17 protein-coding genes and 1 other RNA gene are annotated in these 24,328 nt (G+C 52.1%); 14 read left to right on the top strand and 4 right to left on the bottom strand.

Annotation, left to right across the window (positions count from 1 at the left end):
• Nucleotides 1-62 precede the first annotated feature (62 nt).
• The 13 genes from CA13_RS33100 to CA13_RS33040 all read left to right on the top strand — a co-directional run bounded on the left by CA13_RS33100 (nucleotide 63) and on the right by CA13_RS33040 (nucleotide 16,071).
• The gene (locus CA13_RS33100) at nucleotides 63-2,564 is read left to right on the top strand and encodes a glycogen/starch/alpha-glucan phosphorylase (RefSeq protein ID WP_146404365.1); all 2,502 of its coding nucleotides are present in this window, start codon (nucleotides 63-65) and stop codon (nucleotides 2,562-2,564) included.
• Nucleotides 2,564-4,063 (top strand): 4-alpha-glucanotransferase, encoded by a 1,500-nt coding sequence (malQ, locus tag CA13_RS33095; RefSeq protein WP_146404364.1) that lies wholly within the window; start codon nucleotides 2,564-2,566, stop codon nucleotides 4,061-4,063. Before CA13_RS33100 ends, malQ begins: the two co-directional genes overlap by 1 nt.
• Nucleotides 4,064-4,386: 323 nt before the next feature.
• Nucleotides 4,387-6,120, top strand: coding sequence for a chaperonin GroEL (gene groL / locus CA13_RS33090; RefSeq protein WP_146404363.1), 1,734 nt, complete (start codon nucleotides 4,387-4,389; stop codon nucleotides 6,118-6,120).
• Between the two features lie 204 nt (nucleotides 6,121-6,324).
• On the top strand, nucleotides 6,325-6,621 hold the full coding sequence (locus tag CA13_RS33085; RefSeq protein ID WP_146404362.1) for a co-chaperone GroES: 297 nt from the start codon (nucleotides 6,325-6,327) through the stop codon (nucleotides 6,619-6,621).
• Between the two features lie 141 nt (nucleotides 6,622-6,762).
• Nucleotides 6,763-8,382, top strand: a complete 1,620-nt coding sequence (gene groL, locus CA13_RS33080) for a chaperonin GroEL (protein WP_146404361.1) — start codon at nucleotides 6,763-6,765, stop codon at nucleotides 8,380-8,382.
• A 145-nt stretch (nucleotides 8,383-8,527) separates the two neighbouring features.
• Nucleotides 8,528-9,679, top strand: a complete 1,152-nt coding sequence (gene dnaJ, locus CA13_RS33075; protein ID WP_146404360.1) for a molecular chaperone DnaJ — start codon at nucleotides 8,528-8,530, stop codon at nucleotides 9,677-9,679.
• A gap of 36 nt (nucleotides 9,680-9,715) precedes the next feature.
• Nucleotides 9,716-10,306, top strand: a complete 591-nt coding sequence (locus CA13_RS33070; protein ID WP_146404359.1) for a nucleotide exchange factor GrpE — start codon at nucleotides 9,716-9,718, stop codon at nucleotides 10,304-10,306.
• 66 nt (nucleotides 10,307-10,372) lie between these two features.
• The gene (locus CA13_RS33065; RefSeq protein WP_146404358.1) at nucleotides 10,373-10,684 is read left to right on the top strand and encodes an FmdB family zinc ribbon protein; all 312 of its coding nucleotides are present in this window, start codon (nucleotides 10,373-10,375) and stop codon (nucleotides 10,682-10,684) included.
• A gap of 2 nt (nucleotides 10,685-10,686) precedes the next feature.
• A complete protein-coding gene (locus tag CA13_RS33060) occupies nucleotides 10,687-11,256 on the top strand; it encodes an isochorismatase family protein (protein ID WP_146404357.1) in 570 nt (189 codons plus the stop codon).
• Nucleotides 11,257-11,293: 37 nt separating this feature from the next.
• The gene (rsfS, locus tag CA13_RS33055; protein WP_419195278.1) at nucleotides 11,294-11,803 is read left to right on the top strand and encodes a ribosome silencing factor; all 510 of its coding nucleotides are present in this window, start codon (nucleotides 11,294-11,296) and stop codon (nucleotides 11,801-11,803) included.
• A gap of 21 nt (nucleotides 11,804-11,824) precedes the next feature.
• A complete protein-coding gene (gene argS / locus CA13_RS33050) occupies nucleotides 11,825-13,804 on the top strand; it encodes an arginine--tRNA ligase (protein WP_146404356.1) in 1,980 nt (659 codons plus the stop codon).
• A 179-nt stretch (nucleotides 13,805-13,983) separates the two neighbouring features.
• Entirely contained in the window at nucleotides 13,984-14,343 is a 360-nt protein-coding gene (locus tag CA13_RS33045) for a hypothetical protein (protein WP_146404355.1), read from the top strand.
• A 216-nt stretch (nucleotides 14,344-14,559) separates the two neighbouring features.
• On the top strand, nucleotides 14,560-16,071 hold the full coding sequence (locus CA13_RS33040) for a serine/threonine-protein kinase (RefSeq protein ID WP_146404354.1): 1,512 nt from the start codon (nucleotides 14,560-14,562) through the stop codon (nucleotides 16,069-16,071).
• An 18-nt stretch (nucleotides 16,072-16,089) separates the two neighbouring features.
• Here CA13_RS33040 and CA13_RS33035 read toward each other — a convergent pair whose 3' ends face one another.
• Entirely contained in the window at nucleotides 16,090-17,352 is a 1,263-nt protein-coding gene (locus CA13_RS33035; protein ID WP_146404353.1) for a tetratricopeptide repeat protein, read from the bottom strand.
• A gap of 137 nt (nucleotides 17,353-17,489) precedes the next feature.
• Here CA13_RS33035 and rnpB point away from each other — a divergent pair.
• Nucleotides 17,490-17,915: RNase P RNA component class A (gene rnpB, locus CA13_RS33030), an RNA gene on the top strand.
• A gap of 343 nt (nucleotides 17,916-18,258) precedes the next feature.
• On the opposite strand, the gene CA13_RS33025 is transcribed toward rnpB, so the two are convergent.
• From CA13_RS33025 to CA13_RS33015, 3 genes are all read right to left on the bottom strand, one after another.
• Nucleotides 18,259-19,506, bottom strand: a complete 1,248-nt coding sequence (locus CA13_RS33025) for an HD domain-containing phosphohydrolase (RefSeq protein ID WP_146404352.1) — start codon at nucleotides 19,504-19,506, stop codon at nucleotides 18,259-18,261.
• 136 nt (nucleotides 19,507-19,642) lie between these two features.
• Nucleotides 19,643-22,582, bottom strand: a complete 2,940-nt coding sequence (locus CA13_RS33020) for an ATP-binding protein (RefSeq protein WP_419195277.1) — start codon at nucleotides 22,580-22,582, stop codon at nucleotides 19,643-19,645.
• Between the two features lie 59 nt (nucleotides 22,583-22,641).
• On the bottom strand, nucleotides 22,642-24,328 hold a 1,687-nt coding region (locus CA13_RS33015; RefSeq protein WP_419195276.1), incomplete at its 5' end, for an Ig-like domain-containing protein.

The following is a 24,328-nucleotide window of genomic DNA, read 5'->3' as shown; positions in this document are numbered from 1 at the left end:
ATGCCGCTTCGCTAGCCGATATCACTCAGTCAAAGACTCTTCCCCAAGGACACTGAACGAAGATGCTCGACCAGACTTCACATACTGAAACATCGCGTGACACGGACGCTTCCTCGTTTGATAGTACGGCGGAATTGCTGGCACCGCTGCCGGACGAGATTCGTCGTCATCTGTATTACACTTTGGGGATTCATGAGAACGAGTCGGACCCGAGCTATTGCTACAGCGCATTGGCAACGGCCGTCCGAGACCGCGTTGTGCCTTATTGGCGTGAGACGCGTCATCGATTCCGCGAAAGTACCGAGCGCCGCGTCCATTATTTGTCGCTCGAGTTTTTGCTCGGTCGGTCCCTGAATAACGCAGTCCAAAACTTGGACCTCGATGCCGAAGCGCGCCAGGGGCTTCATCAATATGGTGTGACGCTCGAAGAAATCGCAGAGGAAGAGCATGATGCCGGACTTGGTAATGGTGGTCTTGGTCGGTTGGCAGCATGCTTTCTCGACAGTTGTGCGAATTTGAAGTTGCCAGTTGCTGGTTACGGCATCCGCTACGAATTCGGCATGTTCCACCAATTCATCGAAGACGGTCGCCAAGTGGAAGCTCCCGATCACTGGCTTCGTGATGGCAACCTTTGGGAAATCGAGCGTCCCGAACACACCAAGACGATCAAGTTCTTCGGGCATACCGAACGCTGTTTCGATGAAAAGGGAACCCCCTTTAGCCGTTGGGTCGGAACGCATGACTTGTTAGCGGTTCCTTACGACATGCCGATTCCCGGTTACAAGAACGAGACTGTCAACACGCTGCGATTATGGAAATCCGAAGCGACCGAAACGTTTGACCTCGAAGAATTTAACTCGGGTAATTACCCGGATGCAGTGGTTCAAAAGAACAACGCCGAACAAATTTCGATGGTCTTGTATCCGAATGACGCTAGCGAGAATGGTAAGGAATTACGGCTGAAACAGCAGTACTTCCTTGTTTCGGCGAGTATGCAGGATGTGCTCGAAAAATGGGTCGACCAATACGGCGAAGACTTCACTGACTTTGGCCGTTTAAACTGTTTCCAACTGAACGACACGCACCCGGCTTGTGCGGTTCCCGAATTGATGCGTCTATTGATGGACGAGCACAAAGTCGATTGGGATTCCGCCTGGCAAATCACGACGCGATGCATGGCATACACCAACCATACGCTGCTTCCCGAAGCACTCGAACGTTGGTCCGTCGCATTGTTCAGTCGTTTGTTGCCACGGCTCTTGGAAATCATCTACGAAATCAACGAACGGTTCTTGACGCAAGTTGCCAAGAAGCATCCTGGAGATACCGAGCTGCGTCGGCGCGTTTCGCTCATTGAAGAAGGTGACCAGCCTCATATTCGGATGGCTTACTTGTCCATCGTTGGAAGCTTTTCGGTCAACGGTGTTGCTGCTTTGCATACCGAGCTCCTCAAAAATGGCTTGTTCTCCGATTTCTATCGCATTTGGCCCGAGAAGTTTAATAATAAGACCAACGGTGTGACCCAGCGTCGTTGGTTGTCGCACTGTAATCCCGGATTGCGGAATTTGTTGTATGACGCCATTGGCACCGAGTGGGAATCGGACATGCAGCATATGAAAAAGCTGGTTCCATTCGCCGACGATGCTGGTTTCCGTCACAAATGGCAGGATGTCAAGCTTCAGAACAAACGCCGTTTGGCGGAGTATGTCAAATCCCACACGGGCGTCGAGTTCATGGAGTCGGCGATGTTTGATGTTCAAGTCAAACGAATCCACGAATACAAACGTCAATTGTTGAACGTGTTGCACGTCATTCACTTGTATGACCGCATTTCGCGGGGCGATACCAAGGACATGGTCCCGCGATGCGTTTTGATTGGCGGTAAAGCTGCTCCCGGATACCATGTGGCAAAATTGATCGTCAAATTGATCAACAATGTCGCGTCCGTCGTGAATGCGGATCCGAAAACCAAGGATTTGTTGCGATTGGTCTTCTTCCCGAACTATCGTGTCTCGTCGATGGAAATCATTTGCCCAGGCACGGAATTGTCCGAACAAATCTCGACGGCAGGCAAAGAAGCGTCGGGAACCGGAAACATGAAATTCATGATGAACGGTGCGGTGACGATCGGAACGCTTGACGGTGCAAACATCGAGATTCGCGAACAAGCAGCCGATGAAAATTTCTTTCTGTTTGGACTCGATGCCAAAGGGGTTGTTGAAGCCAAAAAACACTATGATCCCAATGCGATCATAGCGGGTGACGCTGATATTCAACGCATCATGGAACTGCTCGAAGGTGGTGCGTTCAATCAACAGGAACCTGGCATTTTTGATTTGCTGACCAAGGGAATTCGTAGCGGCTACGATCAATGGCTCACGATTGCTGATTTGCGAGGCTATATCAATGCACAAGCCGAAGCATCCAAAACCTACTCGGATCAAGACAAGTGGAACCGAATGAGTATCCTCAATTCGGCCAATAGTGGTTGGTTTTCGAGCGATCGAACGATCCAGCAGTACGCCGACGAGATCTGGGGCGCCAAACCGCTCCAGGATTCATAATGCGGTTCCCTCGCTCTTCGGGAGTGCTTTGTCATTTGACCTGTTTGCCGAACGAATTCGGCATTGGGGATTTTGGTGAAGCGGCTTACCGTTTCGTTGATTTTTTGCATGCTGCGGGCCAAACGATCTGGCAAATCCTGCCGCTCAGTCCCCCCGCGCATGGAAATTCGCCTTATAGCGCCTACTCGGCGTTCGCGGGTAATCCGTTGTTAATTAATCCTCGGCTGCTGGTTGCCGATGGCTTGTTGACTAACGAAGAAATTGACCTGGCGCGGCCCTCACAAACAGCCGATCCGAACCACGTTGATTTTGAGTCGGTTGCAGAGTTCCGCCGGCCGCTGTTGGAAAAGGCGTTTGTCAATTTCCTGCGTTCCGGGTCGGAAGAGCAGCGTGCGGCATTCAAAGCGTTTGCTGTTCAACAGGCATGGTGGCTCGACGATTTTGCTCGTTACGAAGCGCTCATGCGCCATTTTGACCAAAGCGATTGGACTCAGTGGCCCGTGGAATTGGTTCATCGTGATCCCGCGGCGTTGGCTCATTGGGATCACGAACTCGCTGAGTCGATCGAGTTCGTCAAGTTTCAGCAGTTCGTCATTGACAAACAGTGGATGGCGCTAAAGCACTACGCAAACGAGCGTCAGATTCGCACCTATGGTGACATGCCGATCTTTGTCGCTCATGAAAGTGCGGACGTGTGGGCAAACCAAGGAATTTTCAGCCTCGATGAATCGGGCAAACCAACCCTGATCGCCGGTGTGCCGCCGGATTACTTTAGCAAGACAGGCCAATTGTGGGGTAACCCGCAATATCGATGGGACGTTTTGGAATCAACCGAATATGCATGGTGGACACAGCGGTTTGCACATGCACTTCATCAATTCGATTTGATGCGTATCGATCATTTTCGAGGCTTTGAATCGTATTGGGAAGTTCCCGCCGGAGCAAAGACTGCGATCGGTGGTAAGTGGCAACAAGGGCCACAAGAGAAGCCTTTTTTAGCGGCCCGTTTCAAACTCGGTGAGCTACCGCTGATCGCCGAGGACCTTGGGATGATTACCGATGGGGTGCATCAACTGCGTGATCGCCTCGGTTTTCCTGGGATGCGCGTGCTACAGTTTGGCTTTTCGCAAAGAGATGACGTCTATCATCGGCCGAGTCACTTTCCCGAGGACTGTGTTGCCTACACGGGAACGCACGACAACGACACGGTGATGGGATGGTACTACAGTCGAACCATCGATCCTGCTGAAGGGGATTTGGTCCAAGAGGTTGTGACGAGCGAAGATGACATTCATATGCAGCTTGTCGCGGCTGTGCTTAATTCGGCGGCGGATACAGCGATCATTCCCATTCAAGATTTCTTGGGCCTCGGCAGCGAGGCACGTATGAACCAGCCCGGTAAAGCGACCGGCAGTTGGGCATGGCGGTTGGAATCCAATGCGTTGACCGAAGAATTGGCCAATCGCATTCGTGATATGTGCAAACGAGCGGGCCGATAGCAGCCCGTCGGGCAATCGGATCGTCGCTGCTGCCAAGCTGGCAACGAAGGGTGGGGGGGCTTTGCCATCGGCGATTCCTCCGTGTGGCTAAGCCCTTTTGCAGTAACGGCTTAGTGATAATTTTATGTTCGTGGCACGAGGGTTGCTGTTAGACGCCCACATACGGTTGGCTACTGCCACCGTTGCAGACTTACGTTGAACATACCCACTCATTTACTCTGCTACCTTTCCCGCGGTGTCTTGGTCGGTCGCTTTTTGGTGCGACGCAAGCCCCCCGTGATTGGGGATGCAGTTCCTAGACGAAACCACAGGAGAAAAACGTCGTGGCAAAGCAAATCGTTTTCGACGACGATGCACGTGCGCCGCTGTTGGCCGGTGTAAGCAAGCTCGCTCGAGCCGTCCGCAGTACCCTTGGGCCTCGCGGCCGTAATGCGGTACTGGACAAAGGCTGGGGTTCGCCCAAGGTGACCAAAGATGGTGTCACCGTGGCCGAAGACATTGAGCTAGACGATGCATTTGAAAATCTCGGTGCTCAGTTGGTCAAAGAGGCCGCCAGCAAGACGAACGACGTCGCTGGGGACGGGACGACTACCGCAACCGTGTTGGCGGAAGCGATTTTCCGCGAAGGCTTGAAGATGGTCGCTATGGGAGCCGACCCGATGGCTTTGTCGCGAGGCATCGCGAAGGCCGTTGACGTTGCGGTTGCCCAAGTTGGCAAGATGGCAACGCCCATCAATGAAAAAAGCAAAAACGACATTAAGCAAGTTGCAACGATCGCGGGTAACAACGACCCCGAAATCGGCAATGTACTTGCGGACGCCTTCACCAAGGTTGGTAAGAACGGCGTGATTACTGTCGAAGAAGGTCGCTCGAACGAAACGACGGTGGATGTCGTCGAAGGGATGCAGTTCGATCGTGGCTTCCTTTCGCCTCACTTCGTCAACAACCAAGACGATGTTACCGTTGAGTTAGAAGATTGCTACGTTCTTTTGTTCGAAGAAAAGATCAGCAACAACAAGAAGATGATTCCGCTGCTTGAAGCGGTTAGCAAAGCGAAGAAGCCTCTTTTGATCATCGCTGAAGATGTCGAAGGCGAATCGCTTGCAACGCTGGTTGTCAACAAGATGCGTGGCATATTGTCAGTTTGTGCTGTGAAGGCACCCGGTTATGGTGATCGTCGCAAGGCAATCCTTGGTGATATCGCGGTTCTGACCGGCGGCAAGGCGATCTTCAAGGATCTTGGTATTGACCTCGAAAGCGTCAAGCTAAGTGATCTTGGTCGTGCAAAGAAAGTGACCATCACTAGCGATGCAACCACCATGGTTGGCGGTGCTGGGAAGAAGGCTGACATCGAAGGTCGCGTTGCTCAGATCCGTCGCGAAATCGAAGGAACTGACAGCGATTACGATCGCGAGAAGTTGCAAGAGCGTTTGGCAAAGCTAGCCGGTGGTGTTGCACAAATCACTGTCGGTGCTGCGACGGAAACGGAAATGAAAGAGCGAAAGGCACTTCTCGATGATGCACGTGCGGCAACGCAAGCGGCACTCGAAGAAGGCATCGTTCCCGGTGGTGGAACCGCTCTGCTTCGTTGCCGAGCATCGGTTGCAAAGTTGGAAAAGGGAACCGAAGGGGACGAGCAGCTCGGCGTACGAATCGTTCGCAATGTGCTTGACCAACCGCTTCGTGCCATTGCGAACAACGCTGGTCTTGATGGTGCCGTTGTCGTGAATCGCGTTTTGCAGATGAAGGGCAAAGCGGACGGTTACGATGCGAATGCAGAAAACTACTGTGACTTGGTCGCAGCCGGAATCGTTGACCCCGCGAAGGTCGTGAAGACATCGCTAACCAATGCCGCAAGCGTTGCATCCTTGCTTTTGACCACAGAATCGTTGGTTGCTGACATTCCTGTGAAGGAAGAGCCAGGTGGCGGCGATCATGGCCATGACCACGGCATGGGTGGCATGGGTGGCATGGGTGGCGGCATGCCTGGTATGGGCGGCATGGGCGGCGGTATGCCTGACATGGGCGGCATGGGTGGTATGGGCGGCATGATGTAATGTCGGATGTTGGTGCAGGCCTTCAAGCGTTTTGGGCGTCGGGTTGTCCGATGCCTTGGCCGGTTTGAGGGTTAGGGCCTTGCCCGGTTTGAGGGTTAGGGCCTTGCCCGGCTTGAGGGTTAGGCAGCAAAAGCCAAGGCACCAACACCACCTCGTAATTTCCTTTATCAATCAAAACATTTTTTAACACTAAGAATAACTAACATGGCAAAACTCAGTTTACGTCCTTTGGATGATCGCGTCGTTGTTGAACCTCAAGAAGCCGAAGAGATGACCGCAGGCGGAATTGTGCTCCCGGATGCAGCTCGCGAAAAGCCGCTTCGTGGAACGATCGTCGCCGTTGGTCCTGGCAAATTGCTCGACAGCGGCAACCGTGGCGAATTGTCGGTCACCGTTGGTGATACCGTGATCTACGGTCGTTACGGTGGCAGCGACATCGAAGTCGATGGCAAGGAATTGAAGATCCTTCGTGAAAGCGACATCTTGGCGAAGGTTCTGTAACCAGCCGAGCGAAGTTGGAGTTCACTCCATTGGGGTGCTTCGGATCAAGCCGCAAGTGCTTTGTCGTACGTAGCATCCTAAAGGCCGAGTTCCAACAAATACCAAACAACAAATCAACTTACCATTTAGAGGAATCCTGTCGTGGCAAAACAATTGTTATTCGACGACCACGCCCGCACACGCATGTTGGCGGGGGTAGAAAAGTTGGCCAACGCGGTTGCGGTAACCATGGGGCCGACTGGCCGAAACGTTATTATCGACAAATCGTTCGGTGGTCCTACCGTCACGAAAGACGGCGTCACGGTCGCAAAAGAAATTGAACTCGAAGACCGCTTCGAAAATATGGGTGCCAAGTTGGTGATGGAAGTGGCGCAAAAAACTAGCGATATCGCTGGCGATGGCACCACGACCGCAACCGTCTTGGCGCGAGCGATCTTCAAAGAAGGTCTTCGCAATATCGTCGCTGGCAGCAATCCAGCGGCGATCCGTCGTGGGATCGAAAAGGCTGTGGATGCTGCTTCGGAGAAGCTGATCGAAATGGGGACTCCGGTTTCCAGCAAAAATCAGATCGCCAACGTCGGTGCGATCAGTGCCAATAATGACCGTGAAATTGGCGATTTGCTCGCCGATGCACTGGAAAAAGTTGGCAAAGATGGCGTGATCACTGTCGAAGAAGGCAAGAGCCGCAAGACCGAAGTGAGTTACGTGGATGGGATGCAGTTCGATAAGGGCTACATTTCACCGTACTTCATTAATGACCCCGGCACGATGGAGGCGAACCTTGAAAACGCTTTGGTGCTGCTCTATGAGAAGAAGATCAGCAACATCCGTGATCTTGTTCCCTTGTTGGAAAAGAGCGCTCAAACGAGTCAGCCGCTTCTGATTATCGCCGAAGACGTCGATGCAGAAGCGTTGACATTGTTGGTGGTTAACAAGCTGCGTGGCACGTTAAACGTTTGTGCTGTGAAGGCTCCTGGTTTCGGTGATCGTCGCAAAGCAATGCTTGGCGATATCGCTGTGTTGACCGGCGGTACGCTGATTAGCGAAGATCTCGGTATTCAACTGGAAAATGTCACGCTTGAACAACTTGGGCGTGCCAAGAAGGTGACCGTCGAAAAGGGCAACACGACGATTGTCGAAGGTAGCGGAAGCCGCCAAGAGATCGACAAACGAGTCGGCCAGATCCGTGCTCAAATCGATCAAACCGATTCGGAGTACGACAAGGAAAAGTATCAAGAGCGTTTGGCGAAGCTTTCCGGCGGAGTCGCCGTGGTCAGCGTCGGTGCAGAAACCGAAGCGGAAATGAAGCAAACCAAGGCTCGTTTGGAAGATGCCCTTCATGCCACACGTGCTGCGGTAGAAGAAGGTGTGTTGCCAGGTGGCGGCGTGGCTTTGGTTCGCTGTCTCGAAGCGGTTGAGGCCGCTAAGAAGAAGGCAAGGGGCGACGAAAAGATCGGCGTCGATATTGTCTTGCGTGCCTTGGATGCTCCGATGCGTCAAATTGCAGACAACGGCGGCATCGACGGCAGTGTCGTGGTTGACGAAGTCTTGCAGAAGACCGGGGCGATGGGCTACAACGCCAACACGGGGAAATACGTTGACCTCGTCAAAGCGGGCGTGATTGATCCGGTGAAGGTTGTACGCACCGCGCTGGCCAATGCCGGCAGTATCTCGGGATTGCTTCTAACGACCGAAGCGCTCGTGACGAACTTTGAAGATGAAGACAAAGAAAAGCGCCAAGTTGAAGGCGTCGTTTCTTAAAGTCAGATGAACTCAATGAGTTCATTTTCGAGTTAACGAACGGGTCGTCGCCATCGAGACGTTGGTGCGCGACCCGTTTTCGTTAAATCAATGGTAATTGAAACTAGTTGGATCATAGCAGCACACGGAACCACCGCCCTCTCTTATGGCTGAAAAACGCGACTACTACGAAGTCCTCAGTGTCTCACGCAGTGCGGCGAAAGGGGAAATTGACCGCGCTTATCGAAAGTTGGCGATCAAATTTCATCCCGATAGCAACCGCAACGACGAAGACGCGGTGGAGAAATTCAAAGAGGCTTCCGAAGCATACGAGATCCTCTGCGATCCCGAAAAACGTGAACGCTACGATCGATATGGACACGCAGGTGTCGAGGGGGCCGCTCACCAATTCAATAATGCGGAAGACATCTTTGAAGCCTTTGGTGATTTGTTTGGCGGCGGGATGTTCGGCGATTTGTTTGGGAATCGTGGGGGTGGTGGCGGTGGACGACGTCGAACACGTCGTGGCGCCGATATTCGCTGCAACGTGACACTGACGCTCGAAGAAGCCGCTCGAGGTGTTAGCAAAGATATTACGTTTCGCCGAAAAGTTCGCTGCACAACGTGCGACGGAAACGGTGCGGCGCCGGGCAGCCAACCCGAAATGTGTACAACGTGTGGTGGTCACGGCCAAGTGATCCAGTCCGCCGGGATATTGCGAGTGCAAACTGCATGTCCCAATTGTCACGGCGCAGGGCAACAAATCAGCCAAAAGTGCAGCGATTGTCGCGGCACCGGTTTGCAGCAAGAGAAGGCAGAATTGACGGTCGAGATTCCTGCGGGAGTCGATGATGGCATGCGAGTGCGATTGCAGAACGAAGGCGAAGCAAGCCCCGACGGTGGGCCGCAGGGCGACTGCTATTGCTTTATCTCCGTGCTGCCACATGAATTGTTCAAACGGGATGGCAACCACCTGATTTTGCAATTGCCGATTTCGTACACCCAAGCAGCCCTGGGGGCAGACATTGAAGTACCAACACTTGAAGGCCCCAATTCGCTTCAAGTCCAAGCAGGGACTCAAAGTGGCGATGTCTTCACGCTGAAGGGCAAAGGCATTATGGATCCGCGAGGCGGCCGGGCCGGTGATTTGCTCGTGCAAGTCTTTATTGAAGTACCGAAGAAGCTTTCGGGCGATCAAGAAAAACTATTGCGAGAGCTAGCGGATTTGGAACGAGAGTCAGTTTTGCCTCACCGCAATTCCTTTCTCGAGAAATTGAAGACGTTTTTTGAACACGATGACAAAGCTCAAGAAGTTTAGTTTTTAGACGACAGATTAAGATACAGAGACGCAAAAATGAACGAACACGAATCACCCGAAAGTGAACCTTCGGCTGTGAACACGGAAGAATCGGTTAACGACCATTTCGACTCGGGCGAGTTTTCGGAGGATCTTGCCAAGGACGTCGCTCAGGCAGAAACTCGCGATGAGGAAATTGTGCGTTTGCGAGTGTCGTCCGAATCGGCGGAGAAGCGAGTGCTGCAAGCTCAGGCCGAAGCCGAGAATTTTCGAAAACGGATGCGTCGCGATTACGAAGACCAGCTCCGTTTCGCTTCGCTGCCATTGGTCAACGATTTGTTGCTTGTCCGCGACAACTTGCATCGGGCGATCGAAGCGGCCGAATCGAGCAGTGATGCTGCGGGATTGCGAGAGGGTGTAGCCATGGTCGTTAAACAACTTGATGACACGCTAGCCAAGTATAACGTTCGCCCCATTCCGACCGATGGAGAGTCGTTTGACCCAAACGTGCATGAGGCGATTTCGCAAATGCCAAGTGATGAGCATCCGGCGGGTGCGATTTCGCATGTGGCTGTGATTGGATACCAATTGCATGACCGAGTCGTTCGACCAAGCCAAGTGGTGGTCAGCAGTGGACCATCGGAGTGATTCGATCTGTCACGCCAATCACAAAATTCCATTATCAACTACCGTCTCTTTTTGGGGCAAACCTCAATGCCAACCTACGATTACGAGTGCGATGCTTGCGAACATACTCTCGAGATTTTTCAAGGGATCAATGATCCTATCAAAAAGAAATGTCCTAAATGCAAAAAGAATAAGCTGAAACGACTGTTCGGCAGTGGTGCCGCGATCGTCTTCAAAGGCAGTGGTTTCTATCAAACGGACTACCGCAGCGAAGGCTATAAGAAGGCTGCTAAGGCGGACAAAAAGTCTAAGATCGCGTCAAAAAGCGGGTCAAAAAGCGAAGCCAAGAGCACGCCCAAGGCGGAATCCAAACCGAAATCTAGCAGCAAGGATTCTTAACGATGCCCCACGTTCAATCTCCACTGCGTTTGTCAGCCGACCGCAGTGCTTTGTTGGTCGTCGATTTGCAGGAAAAACTAGTACCGGTGATCCCCTCGGGCGAAGCCGTGGTGAAACAGACCGAGCGGTTGATCGATGCCGCCGACCGGTTAGATGTTCCTTTCGCGGCGACGGTCCAGTATCCACAAGGACTTGGCAATCTCGTTCCACCGATCGCAAATCGGGTCCCAGAACCGGAGGAAAAGACCGCCTTCAGTGCTGCTGTTTGTCGCCAAGCGATCGATTCATGGGCGAACCAAGGCAGGGACCAAATTGTCATCGTTGGCATCGAAACACACGTGTGTGTGTTGCAGACCGTTTTGGATCTAATCGCCGAAGGATTCCGTGTTTATGTGGTTGCCGAAGCGGTTGCTTCGCGTCATGGTCGTGATCACGAAACGGCCATTGGGCGTATGGTGATCTGCGGAGCGACGGTGTTAACGGCCGAATCGGTCATGTTCGAGTGGCTCGGAACCTCGAAACATCCTGAATTCAAAGCGATTAGCCAATTGGTCAAGAAACAACGCCTCTAAGGCGTGACAGTTTCTATAAATCCAGTAAACTGCCGATATGACTGAATCTATAAACGAAAATGACGCCTCGAAAAAGACTGCGGAAGCGGTCCAAGCTGAGTCAGCCGGCGCGGGACCTGGAAAGAAACCCAAAAATCCCATGTTGACTGCCACGCGAGCGATCCGCCCGCACGGAACGGATTACAGCCGAAAACTGGCTGCTGCTGCCGCCCGAATTGCCCTGGAAAATAAGGGGCAAGATGTTTTGATCCTCGATGTCTGTGGCCAAACTGCCGAATTCGATCTGTTTGTGATCGCCAGCGGTTCGAGCCGGCGCCAATTGCACGCGATTAGCGAACAGATCGACGATGAATTGGAAAAAGTCATCGGCGACAAGCGTCTCGGAATCGAAGGTTATCAGGAGAGCCGCTGGATCGTGCTCGATTATGGCAGTGTTGTGGTTCATTTGTTCGACGAAGAGACTCGCGAATACTACGACCTCGAATCACTCTGGGCTGACGGCACGCGAATTCCACTCGAAGAGTTCGGGTTGACGCAAAACTCCTGAATCCAGAACCACTGACGCACGATGCATCTACCCAAACAACTCAGTCTGCGATTCGCCGACGCTCTGAAGAACCTGACCGACGACGTCACTTACGCGTCGATGATCCGTTCGACCAACGATCCCAAGTTCGGTGACTATCAAGCCAATTGTGCGATGCCACTGTCCAAACAGCTTGGAGGCAAAAAACCACGCGAATTGGCTGCGGAAATTGTCGAGCAGTTGAAGGTTGATGAGTTTTGTGATCCACCTGAAATTGCAGGTCCAGGATTCATCAATTTGCGATTGAAGAATGCCTTTCTACTGGATCAACTGCGCGCGATGCTCGTCGACGATCGATGTTTGGTTTCCAAAGTGGAATCGCCACGTCGCATCATCGTTGATTTTTCTTCACCTAATGTTGCCAAACCGATGCATGTCGGTCATATCCGAAGCACGGTGATCGGCGACTCGCTTGCGCGGACGCTTCGTTTTCTCGGTCACGAAGTGATCACCGACAACCATCTCGGTGACTGGGGCACCCAGTTCGGCATCATTATTTATGGCTACAAACACTTCGGTGATCCCGAGCAAGTTGCGAAAGACCCGGTGCCAGAACTAGCCAAGCTCTATCGATTGGTCAACCAACTGATTGAGTATCGCAAGGCCAAACGGTCGACGGAAACGCTTGCCGAAAACATTGCGGTCGCTGAAGTGGAGTTGTCGGCATGTCAACAAGAATCTGAATCGATTTCGGACCCCAAGGAAGGCAAGAAAGCCAAGAAGAGATTGGCGAGTGCTCAGTCGAAACTCAAGAGCGCCGAATCGCAACTGCAGGGGGCGAACAAAAAAATCGCAGCGGTGGAAAGTGACTCGGATCTTTTTGCCAAAGCGGAAGCTCATGTGAATGTCGATGAAGCGGTCCTGCAAGAGACCGTCAAGCTGCATCAGGGCGATGTTGAGAATTTGCGTTTGTGGGAAGAGTTTTTGCCTCATTGCAAAAACGAGATCAACCGTGTGTACGATGCGTTATCGATCGAATTTGATCATACGCTCGGCGAGAGTTTCTATCATTCAATGCTGGCCGGAGTCGTCGAAAATCTCGAAAAACGTGGATTGGCGCGTGACAGTGAAGGTGCGGTTTGTGTCTTCCTTGACGGTTTCGATGCGCCGATGATCGTCCAGAAAAAGGACGGTGCGTATCTCTATGCAACGACCGACCTTGCGACGCTTTCGTATCGGCTTGAACAATTTCATCCAGACGAAATTGTTTATGTGGTTGATACGCGTCAAAGCGAGCATTTCGAGAAACTGTTTGCGCTAGCAAAGAATATCGGCATGGAAGATGTCAAGCTTGTGCATGTCAATTTCGGTACGGTGCTCGGCGAAGATGGTCGTCCGATGAAAACGCGAAGTGGTACCTTGATCGGTTTGGAAGGATTACTTGCGGATGCAGTGGATCGAGCGCGGCAAGTCGTTTGTAATCCCGATCGAATTATGAAGATTGATCCACCGATGGATGCTGCTGAGCAAAGCGAAGTCGCCGAAGTGGTTGGTCTAGGAGCGATCAAATATGCCGATTTGTCCCATCATCGAACCAGCGACTATCGATTTAGTCTCGACAAAATGGTTTCGCTTGACGGTAATACCTCGGCCTATATTCAGTATTCCTTTGCGAGAACTCAAGGCATTCTTCGCAAAGCGGGTTGGAGCGAACAGAGTGTCACGTCGATCGATCCATCGATATGCGAATTCACCCATCCTGCTGAACGAGCGTTGGCGCTGCTACTGCTACGTATGGAGGAGGCATTGGCAACGGTTCATCAAGATTATGCGCCCAACGCACTGGTTGACTATTTGTATGAAACGGCAAAAGCGTATGCCGTGTTCAATGACAATTGTCATGTGTTGAAAGCGGAGAGCGAAGAAATTGCGACGCTACGTCTTGCACTTGTCACATTGTGCGGACGAGTGCTGCGTCTTGGGTTGGATCTCTTGGGGATTCGAGTTATCGCCAGAATGTAGGACCTTGGTCCTCAAAACTTTGGTCGTCGATCGCGCCATAAGAATCATTCATCCATAACTTGTTCTCTGCTCGTGAATAGACAATTGACGTCTCCGCGTTTTTCTATAGTTTATCCGAGACGGAAAATAGGCAGTTTCTGAGACATGGATGTTTTTTAACCAATAGGTAATTTAAACAGATGGCTAAAAAGAAGTCGAAAGTCAATCGTGCTGCAGCAATCCGTGAATTCGACGAAGCCCATCCAGGCACGTCGCCGACCGTTGTTGCTGCAGAATTGAAGAAGAATGGCGTCAACGTTAGTGTCCAATACGTTAGCACGATTCGATCGCAGGCTAGGAAGAGCAGTGGCATGAGCCGAAAACGCGGCCGTCCGGCTGGCAAAAAGTCGACATCGGCCTCTCGATCGGTCAGGAAAACTTCGACTGTTAGAACGACTTCGTTTGAGGCTTTGTTGCAATTAAAGGAAATCAGCAACCAATTGGGTGGGTACGATCAGACACGTCAAGCACTCGACCTGCTCGAGGCAGTATCTCGTTAGGCTTGTGGTGACTGCGACGGAAAACCCGGTTTTGGGGCTCGTTTGTCGCATGATCCGCTGATTTGAAGAGAGAAACCACAAAAACGAAGTGGCGCAAAACGCAGTGGTTTGTGTAAACTGAGTATGGTCTCGCTTTGGATCCCTTCCCCTCTGACTATGTGTTCAGCGGTACAGCGATTTTTTTTCTAGTTATGGCGTTTTAACTTTTTTAGCTGTATGAGTTCGCTTACCCCCGAACAATTTATCCTGCGGATCAAGGATCTTGGACTTGCGGACAGTCGCACGGTCGATCGTGTACGTAGCGATATTGGAACCGGTGACCATACGCTCCAAGATATCATTGATGCGATGCAGCGTGCTGGTGTTGTCAGCACGCTACAAACCGAAAAGATATTGCGGGGTGATCGATCAGGCTATTTCTATGGTCAATACAAAGTTTTGTATATGATTGGTGCGGGTACCTTCGCACGCGTTTACCGAGCGTCGAAAGACGGAGAGGTTTTCGCAGTGAAGGTGTTGCGAAAACGCTTTCGCGACGAACCCAAGGAGCTCGAACAATTCTTGCGTGAAGGCAAGATGGGGTTGAAGCTGCGGCATCCAAACATTGTGAGTATTTACGAAGTTGTGCCTGATGTCCGTCATCCTTTTTTGGTGATGGAGTTTGTCGAAGGGCAAACGCTTCGAGAGCTCGTGAAAGTTCGCGGAAAGCTGCCAGCGGACTTAGCGTTAAAATTGAGTTATGAAGTCTGTTCGGCCTTAGCTCATGCGGCTTCGCTCGGGATATCACATCGCGACTTGAAATTGTCCAACGTACTGATTTCGACGGAGGGCAAAGCGAAGTTAGTAGACTTTGGGCTTGCTGCGCTTGCGGATCGTAAAAATCCTGAGCAGGTTGCGGATTGCCCCAATGCCCGCGCGATCGATTATGCCGCTCTTGAACGTGGTACAGGGGTTCGCAAAGACGATCCGCGTAGCGATGTATTTTTCGCTGGCAATATGCTCTATCACATGCTTGCCGGTGAGCCCGCATTGACGGAAACTCGCGACCGGTTGCAGCGTTTGAATATCAATCGGTTCATTGACATTGTTCCGCTCCCAACGCTTGTGCCTGATGTGCCGGGGGTTGCGAACCAAATCGTTCAAAAGGCGATGCGGTACAATGTGAACGAACGCTTTCAAACTGCGGCCGAGATGCAGGCGGAAGTTAAAAAGGCAATCACGATTCTGGAAAAGGGTCATAGTGTCACTGGGGCCGATGGTTATGAACAACCAATGGCAGAACACCATGACGATGATGAATTGCCTTCCAATGAAGGTGAAGGCTATGTTGTGATGTTTGTGGAATCCAAACCAACACTGCAAAACGCCGTTCGCGATCGACTCAAGGCACGCGGATATCGTGTGTTGATTATCCAAGACCCCGATCGGGCGCTGGCCCGATTCGACGAAGGCGAAGAACGACCCGCTGACGTCGTGATTTTTGGTGCTTCGGACTTAGGAACTGCCGCATTGGACGCGCATAACCGGTTCGCCGAGAACGAATTGACCAGAGACATTCCGACCATTTTGTTAGTCGACCGGCGTCAAACCAATTTGATCGCGACAGCGACTCGAGGTGAAAACCGCAAAATGCTTGGTTTGCCGCTAAAGGTTCGCGAATTACGAACGGCCTTGGCGTTGGTGTTGATTGGGTCGGGTATGAAGCGTCGGGCTCTGGGGTCGTATTAGTCGGTCGAATACTTGATCTTAGTCTTGCCGATCCTCTAGTCGCATCTTCGCTTCTTCCGCCCATGGACTGTCAGGGAACAGTTCGAGAAAGCGTTTCCAATGATGCGTCGCTTCGGAAGCAAGGTTGGTTTCATCTAGGATTCTTGCCAAGTGATAGTGGACGTCGCAGTAGTCGGGGAAGATTTGCAGCGCACCGCGAAACGCGGCGATCGCTAAGTCCAACTGTCCGGTTTCATTCAAAACGATGCCGAGACTCGCGCGAGCTTCGACAAATTCTGGGTCCAATTCAATCGCGGCGTAGTATCGCTCGCGTGCTGCCACCGGCTCGCCGAGCCTATAGAGCAACTCGCCAATTTGAAAACAAATATCGGCGTGTGCGCCGTCACGTGAAAGAATCGCATGGTAATAGTCGATTGCCCGTTGCAAATTCCCTTCATCTTCGGCTTGATAGGCAGCTGTTAAAAGAGAATCCTCGGGTTCGAGGTGTTGTCTCCTTGAAGGAAACGAAGCATCTTCTTCTCGGACCATCGACAACACTTGGCGAGGCTCGGTGGTTGCTTGGTGGTCATGATCTTGGCGGACGAAATCGTCGAGCGAATCGAAATCGAACCGCATTTGGCCGCCTGGCTCAATTAGTCCTTCGCCGCCCCGAAGCAACACGTGCTTACCTTCGATCAAGATCGACAATTGATCGAGGGGGCGATGGATATTCGGTAATAATTCCACCAATTCGACCAACCGGTGTTCGATTGCGGTGGCGCTTTCCCCCTCGGCGATCCAACGCGCCAAACGCTTGGCCGTTGTAATTTCGGCAAAGTCAAAGTATGGCAACCGGTGCAAGGTTTCCACCGGAGTGATCAACCCCAAGCGGTGCCAACGACGTACCACCCTTACGGAAACGCCAAGCAAATGGGCTAACATTGCCGGTGTGTAGTATTGGCGGTTTGATTGCTCGAGATCCAACAGTCCAATGCGTTGCCAAAGTTCCGTTTCGTGAATTAATTCTCGTGCGCCGATCGCAATCTGCTGTTGCGTCGATTCGGTCAGAAGTTCTGCTTCAGCGAGCGGCGATTGATCGGCGCCAATCACCACCCAATCGACGTCCGGTTGTTTCTGATCGACCACAGTCGCACCGAACGACCTCAGGACATTGGCAGCCTCGCGGCGCGACATCGAACCGAAACGCCCCACTAACGCGACGCGGATTTCGTCGAGCGAGTCTGTTTTCTCGTCTCGATCAGCTTGCTCGTCTCGATCATTCGTGTCGTCGGGATCCACCATGAGCCTTTGTTACTACTCCTCGGGCAATTTGCTCAACATTCTGTCCGCTTCAAACCGAAATTATCCACATTATGGGCGGCTGTGCGAGAGTCAGCCTTTTGCCGTTTTGTGGTTAATCTATCATGTGTTGGTGGTCGTGAGTGGGCAAGATGATCGCTGGAGTCGTTTCCGCGAAAGCGGTGGCGATTTCTGGAGGAAAGTCCGGGCTCCGCAGGATAGGATGGTCGATAACGTCGACCGGCCGCGAGGCTAGGGAAAGTGCAGCAGAGAATAGACCGCCGAACGGTGTCTTTGACATGCGTGGTAAGGGTGAAACGGTGCGGTAAGAGCGCACCAGCGGTCGAGGTGACTCGATCGGCTTGGTAAACCCCATCCGGAGCTAGACCAAACAGAGTGCAGTGAATCGGTCTTCGGATCGGTCCCGGCGTGTGATCCGCACGGCTATCGACACTCGGGTAGGTCGCGATTGAGGCGGCGAGCAATCGTCGTGCACAGATAAATGGTCGTCGGCGAAAATTTTTTGGTTTTCGTCACAGAACCCGGCTTACCAACCCACTCACGACTTCCTTCTTTCAACCTAATGCCTGAACAAAGGCGAGGACGATCATCCAAGCGAATGAGAGCTCACTAAGTTCATGCCCTTTGTTTCTTGGGCTTTGTCATGCAACTTCCCACTCGTTAACGTGCTGCGGCTGATGAAAGTGGCGTTGTCCCAGTAAGGACGGTGTGGTGTATCGAAGACCACAGTCGCGCAGCCCTTAATTGGAGTGTTCCGCCTCGGACGTGAACAAGAAACAATTCGCCGTGACTTTAGCGAACGAAACGCCAATGTTGGTCCGGTTGCTATGTGTTTTTCGCAACGACGTCCAATAAGCCGATCCGTTCACGACGGTCGCATCGCCAAGACTACGACGCGGGTGTTGTTGCGGGGGTGCAGAAGTCCATGAATTCCACTTGAACTCGAACAATGTCTTTTGACGCACGAAAGAAAGCATCTAGAACATTCGGGTCGAAATGAGTACCACGACCTTCTTCGAGAATGTCGAAGCACTTCTGACGTGGCAACGCCTTCTTATAGGGACGTTCGGACGCCAGAGCATCGTAGACGTCGGCTACCGCGGTAATGCGTCCTTCAAGTGGTATGTCTTCACCGGCCAATCCGATTGGATAGCCGCTACCATCATATTTCTCGTGATGCGTTTGCGCGATACTGGCGGCCAATCTCATCAACGAACTTCCGTCACGCAGCATTTCGCAGCCAATATCTGCGTGCCTTCGAATTAGATCGGCATCGTTAATCGTATGTGGCTTGATGATTTGTCGTCCAAGCTTCACGTGGCTCTTGATGACCTCGAATTCTTCAGGCTCCAAACAGCCTGGTTTTAAAAGAATTGCGTCAGGCACAGCGATCTTACCGACATCGTGTAGTTGTGCTGCCAATTCTACATCTTCCACGTACCACTGAGGAAGATCCAATTGAGCCGCGATTAAGCCTGCGAAGCGTCCGACACGAATCACGTGATTCCCCGTGTCGTTGTCACGAAGTTCCGCAGCCCTTGCGAGACAATAGATCACTTCGCGTCGTGATTTCTCTAAGTCGGCCGTCCGTTGACTGATCTTTTCTTCAAGGTCGGCGGCATGATTTTCAAGTTGGTCGTGATAGGATTTGATTTGCAGTGAGTTGCGAACCCGTGGAACCAATTCCATTGGGTCCACTGGCTTGACCAGGAAGTCAGTCGCGCCCAGTTCTAAGCATGAATGTTTGATTTCCGCGTCGTTATTCGCTGTCAAAATCAGTATTGGTAAATGACGGAACTCGGGACGGTGGCGGACTTGTCGCAAAATTTCAACGCCATTGACGTCCGGCATGTTAATGTCAAGTAACACGACGTCGGGTCGAGTCGAGCAGATCAAATTGACCGCGACCGAAGAGTCGGTCGTCGTTTCGAACATATAGTAACCCGCACGCTCGAGATGCTTCTTCGCGACGAGAACGTTCGCGATTTCATCGTCGACAATCATGATCTTGCCATGCAACGAACGCGCTGCCGTATTCCCCACCGTTGGTTTACCGTGGCCGACAGGCATGCTGGCGGCGGATTCCGATGTGGGGAAAGCGTTGGGTGGCGTCGCGGTTGGTATTGGAGTGCTCATGTTATTGTGTGAAAAACCGGATTGGTTGTTTCTCGGGTATCTAAACGTGGCTTACAAAACGGTACGCTGGTTCGATCCTATGATCGAGCCGACCTATTACGATGAAAGCCTACGCTGGCTTTGTCGAATTTGACGATTAAATCGGCTCGCAGTTGTGGGGAGCATCCAATGGTTCTTGGGGGGAATGGGCGACTTCGATCTTTGGAACCACAAGGCGTTTTCGGATGGCTTGGATTTGTCTCAGCAAATGTTCACTATGTTCGAAATCGCAACCCCGCGAAGCACTGACGAGTTCGGCGGCGGGTTCCGTAAAGTCACCGTAGCCGACTGTTCCACCGGCACCTTTGAGCCAATGAGCTCGTTCGGATAACTCGACAAAAGAGTTGGACTCAAGCAAATTTTGCATTTCCAACAATCGAGTATCCAATTTGGTGACGAAATCGATGATGATTGCACAGAACTCTGCGTCATCGAGTGGTAGCGACGAATAGATCGGATGCTCGTCCGATTCCATCGTGCATGAAATCTCGGTCGAATCGGATGTTGGTTTTGTGGGTAGAGGTGTGTTCGAATCCGCCGCTGGGGCTTGCGGCATCCCGGGAATGACCACTCGCGAATGGATGTCGCGGATTTGGGTTAGTAATTCCTCTGCTCGCTCTACATCGGACACCTTGGATGCTTCCTCAAGTGACTTGGCTGGTTCGTTAAATGCAGGCAGTCCGACTGTTCCACCAGCCCCCTTTAACCAGTGAGCGTCCGATCGAACGGTTTCAAAGTCATTCGCTTTGATGGCGATTTCAATTTGGTCGAGCCGGCTACCGAGTCGGTGAATAAAGTCGGTTGTGATCGCACGGAAATCTTCATCATCCATTGGCAGCGTTGGGTGAATCGCCGATGGTGCATCGAATCGGACCGAATCGCTGGACGCGAGGGGAGCCGCGGGCTGAACCAGTGCATTTACCTCTGTCGTTTGTGGTTCGTCTGGCGACGATTCGCCAGTTCCGATGTAAGAACTGACACACACGAGCAGATTGTCGATGTCGACTGGCTTAGTAAGGAAGTCGTCGCAACCGGCGTCCATGCATTTTTCGCGGTCGCCTTTCATTGCGTTGCCTGTCAAGGCGATGATCGGCGTTGTCAGGCCCGCTTCACGCAATCGACGTGTTGCTGTGTAACCGTCGAGCACTGGCATCTGCATGTCCATCAAAATGATCGAATAGTCATTTTCGCTGACAGCCTTGATGGCTTCGAGGCCGTTCTCGGCACTGGAAACAACGGCACCTGCGCGGGAAAGAACGAGTTCGATCAATCGGCGATTCGCATCGCCATCATCGACGACCAAAATCGGTTTGTTTGGCAAGCGGATCAAGCCACCGGCCGAGTCATTAGCAGCTCGCTTAGCCGCCCCACTTTGAATTTGCTCAGGCGTTAACCATTCTTGGCTGCTATTGGCGTTAACTGGGATCGAGATAGTAAAGGTGCTTCCGACGCCGGCTTCGCTTGCGACCGTCAATTGGCCACCCATCGCCTCGGCCAAGCGTCGGCTAATCGAAAGTCCTAATCCCGTGCCACCAAATTTTCGAGTTGTCGTGCTATCGGCTTGGACGAAAGATTCAAAAATCTTGCTTTGTTGTTCGGGCGTCATGCCAATCCCCGAATCGTTGACGTCAATCTGTATCTGTGGCGAGGTGTCTTCTGAGCCAATCATTTTTGTGACGATCGTCACTTCGCCTTCGTCCGTGAATTTGATTGCGTTTCCGACGAGATTCGTAATCACTTGGCGAAGTCGCGTTGGATCGGTGTGGATCATTTTGGGGATCGCCGATTTGAATTCGGTTCGAAGCGCGATCCCTTTCTCGTGCGCACGGACGTTTAAAACGTTCGCAACGTCTTCAACGATCAAATCCAATTGAGTCTCAATCGATTCGCACTGTAATCGGCCAGCTTCGATTTTCGAAAGGTCGAGAATGTCGTTAATCAATTCAAGAAGGTGTGCACCACTGGTATGGATCATGTTCAAGTGACCGATCGCTTCTTCGCTATCGCTGACCAATCCGCGTCGCAACACGTCGGTGAAACCGAGCACGGCGTTCAGCGGGGTGCGGATTTCGTGGCTCATATTGGCCAAGAACGCACTCTTGGCTTCGCTGGCGTTCTGAGCGGCGTCGCGTGCTTCGGCCAAAGCCAGCTTGTTTTCTTCGATCAACGTAATGTCGTCAAACGTGACTAAATAACCCTGGCCGGCGATTGGCGTGCAGTTCAGGCTGAATGTCAAACGGCGGTCGGCCACGTCGAATTGAATGATTTGGTCGAGGACGGATTCACCGCTTCGTTTCGCCTGATCCCAGGGCAATTCGCCCGTTGAGTCATCAGGAACAATCCATTCCAATTCGCGGAGCTTCATGCCGAGCAATTTGGAAGACTCGATGTTCAATAATGTCGCTAATCGTTGGTTTGAGAAAATGATCCGGCCACGAGAATTCAGTAAGAATAATCCTACCGTGAATGTGTCAAACGCTTTTTCGACATGCGTTGGGACTGCACCGCTTGGGTCGAGACTCTCGAGAGTTTTGCGGAGGAAGAACGAAAATTGCAGAAAACAAGCGGGGACGAGCACGATCAGCAACCACGCCGGTGCCCAGTAATTGAGCCCCAATATACCGCCCGTTGATTCAAAGGTTATCTGCAATTCACCCCATCTTTCTCCATAGCGAAAAACCGGAACGTGCATTTGGTCCATACCGTTCTCTAGACCTGGGTTCCATCTCTGTTCGTGGGGACCTGCGGATACGATCATATTTCCGTCTCGTGATCGCAAGCCAATCGATACGACTTGGGGATCGCGATGGACAATCGAAGCCAACGTTACATTCAAGTTGTCAATTTGCCCACTTGATGCCATTGCTGTGCCGCTAATCGCTAGCGTTTCGCATAGCTTGGCGCGACCGCGCAGGATTTCCTCTTGCTCATTGGGGAAAAAACCAGCGGCGCTAGCCACGAGTAAGCTCCCCACCATCAGACCGACGAGTCCGAAGGAAATGCGAATGCGTATAGGAATTCGTTGAAATATTTTCATCGTTTATCTCTTGCTTTTCCCGTGCTTTTGTCCCTGTGGGCGGTATGCCCGCAGGATGCTCAATCTTCTTGATCTTCGATTTCTCGGCTGCGACGATCCATCAACTCTTCTAAGGTTTCGCCAGTGTCTCCGCTGCTTAATCCCTGCATAATTAGAAGCGGGTCAACACCTCTCCAAGCTGGGATTTGAGCGATCAAGCCCGAGACTAGGAATCCGCTTCGTAACGCCCAGGCAACAACGCCGATTGTGAAGCTCGATGCGGCCGCTCCAGCGGTACCGACAACAATCAGGTCACCACGGATCTGGGATTCCAGTGCCTCTTGGCAATGGTCTAACTGATCCCACATTTTTCCTGGCTTGGTCATCAATGCGTAGTCAACCGATGAGATTGCGACGGCTACCGATCCATTTGAACTGTATGTCGATGATGCAATTGTGTCTGATCGATATTCGCTGCGTGCAGAATCATTTGCATCTCTAACACATTGTGTTTCAGTATTCAGACTTAACTGTTTCGTGAATACGGCAACATCGTCGTTGTCCCGTGCCGTGTTGATCTCATCGAGTACATTTGTTGCATTCTTTGCTTGGTGATGGCCCTTAACGGATTCTTGAGCGGTTGGGATTGGCTCTGCAACCGGTTCGGATTCGTTTTCAAAGTCTTCTTCGGAGGAGTCCGCATCGGAGTCATCGGTTTCCGCTTCCTCAGCGAAATCTTCATTGGAGGTGTCTTCTGTGGTTTCAACTGGATCCGGTTGTGGTGTAGGTTGTGGTGGCAGAGGGGCGGGGCTGACCGAGATGACCACGGTCGCTGTGTTTCCATCCAGCAGCCCGTCGTTTGGCTTCCACTGGAAACTCACGTCGCCGACAAATCCGAGCCGAGACCGATAGTGAAATTGTCCGTCTGCATCCAATGTTAAAGTTCCAGATTCCGGATTGGTGACAAGCACCGCTGTTACGAGGTCACCGTCCATATCACTGCTGAGACTTTGGAAAACGTCCGAGCTAACGATTAGTTGCTGACCTGAAACCACCGTACCCGTCCAGTCGCCTAGCGTGGGGGCTTCGTTGACATCACCAACGGTGACTGAGTGCGAATCGAAGTCCTCGGGATTGCCGGGGATGGCGGCATCGTCCACATTGACGGTCACATCGAGCGACGGATTCGTCTCGAAGTCAAGCGTCGAACCGGCCCTCAATCGCAGGTCATTGCCGACGATCTCGAACAGCCCCGAATCGGTACCGGTCAGTGAAAGTGTTTCGGTGCCCAATGCATCATCACTGACCGCGATCGTCGCAACCACGATAGCGGAACTGGTGTCAGCATCTTCATCGAGGTTGCTGACCACGGACGACAGCGTGATCGTGGGTGCTTCATTGACATCGCTGATCGTGACCGAGTGCGAATCGAAGTCGTCCGGACTGCCCGGGATTGACGCATCGTCCACATTAACAGTCACGTCGAGCGACGGATTCGTCTCGAAGTTGAGAGTCGAACCGGCCCTCAATCGCAAGTCATTGCCGACGATTTCGAACAGCCCCGCATCGGTACCGGTCAGTGAAAGTGTTTCGGTGCCCAGTGCATCATCACTGACAGCGATCGTTGCGACAACAATCGCGGAACTGGTGTCGGCATCTTCATCGAGGTTGCTGACCACGGATGACAGAGTGATCGTGGGTGCTTCATTGACATCGCTGATCGTGACTGAGTGCGAATCGAAGTCCTCGGGATTGCCGGGGATTGAC

The sequence above is a fragment of the Novipirellula herctigrandis genome (genome assembly GCA_007859835.1).
GTDB lineage: Bacteria > Planctomycetota > Planctomycetia > Pirellulales > Pirellulaceae > Novipirellula_A > Novipirellula_A herctigrandis.
This window is presented reverse-complemented; position numbering and strand designations above follow the sequence as displayed.

Coding starts and splice junctions, on each gene's coding strand:
- dnaJ (WP_146404360.1), top strand. CDS start 8,528: ATGGCTGAAAAACGCGACTACTACGAAGTCCTCAGTGTCTCACGCAGT.
- malQ (WP_146404364.1), top strand. CDS start 2,564: ATGCGGTTCCCTCGCTCTTCGGGAGTGCTTTGTCATTTGACCTGTTTG.
- CA13_RS33025 (WP_146404352.1), bottom strand. CDS start 19,506: ATGAGCACTCCAATACCAACCGCGACGCCACCCAACGCTTTCCCCACA.
- CA13_RS33020 (WP_419195277.1), bottom strand. CDS start 22,582: ATGAAAATATTTCAACGAATTCCTATACGCATTCGCATTTCCTTCGGA.
- rsfS (WP_419195278.1), top strand. CDS start 11,294: ATGACTGAATCTATAAACGAAAATGACGCCTCGAAAAAGACTGCGGAA.
- CA13_RS33100 (WP_146404365.1), top strand. CDS start 63: ATGCTCGACCAGACTTCACATACTGAAACATCGCGTGACACGGACGCT.
- CA13_RS33085 (WP_146404362.1), top strand. CDS start 6,325: ATGGCAAAACTCAGTTTACGTCCTTTGGATGATCGCGTCGTTGTTGAA.
- CA13_RS33035 (WP_146404353.1), bottom strand. CDS start 17,352: ATGGTGGATCCCGACGACACGAATGATCGAGACGAGCAAGCTGATCGA.
- CA13_RS33060 (WP_146404357.1), top strand. CDS start 10,687: ATGCCCCACGTTCAATCTCCACTGCGTTTGTCAGCCGACCGCAGTGCT.
- argS (WP_146404356.1), top strand. CDS start 11,825: ATGCATCTACCCAAACAACTCAGTCTGCGATTCGCCGACGCTCTGAAG.
- CA13_RS33040 (WP_146404354.1), top strand. CDS start 14,560: ATGAGTTCGCTTACCCCCGAACAATTTATCCTGCGGATCAAGGATCTT.
- CA13_RS33045 (WP_146404355.1), top strand. CDS start 13,984: ATGGCTAAAAAGAAGTCGAAAGTCAATCGTGCTGCAGCAATCCGTGAA.
- CA13_RS33070 (WP_146404359.1), top strand. CDS start 9,716: ATGAACGAACACGAATCACCCGAAAGTGAACCTTCGGCTGTGAACACG.
- CA13_RS33065 (WP_146404358.1), top strand. CDS start 10,373: ATGCCAACCTACGATTACGAGTGCGATGCTTGCGAACATACTCTCGAG.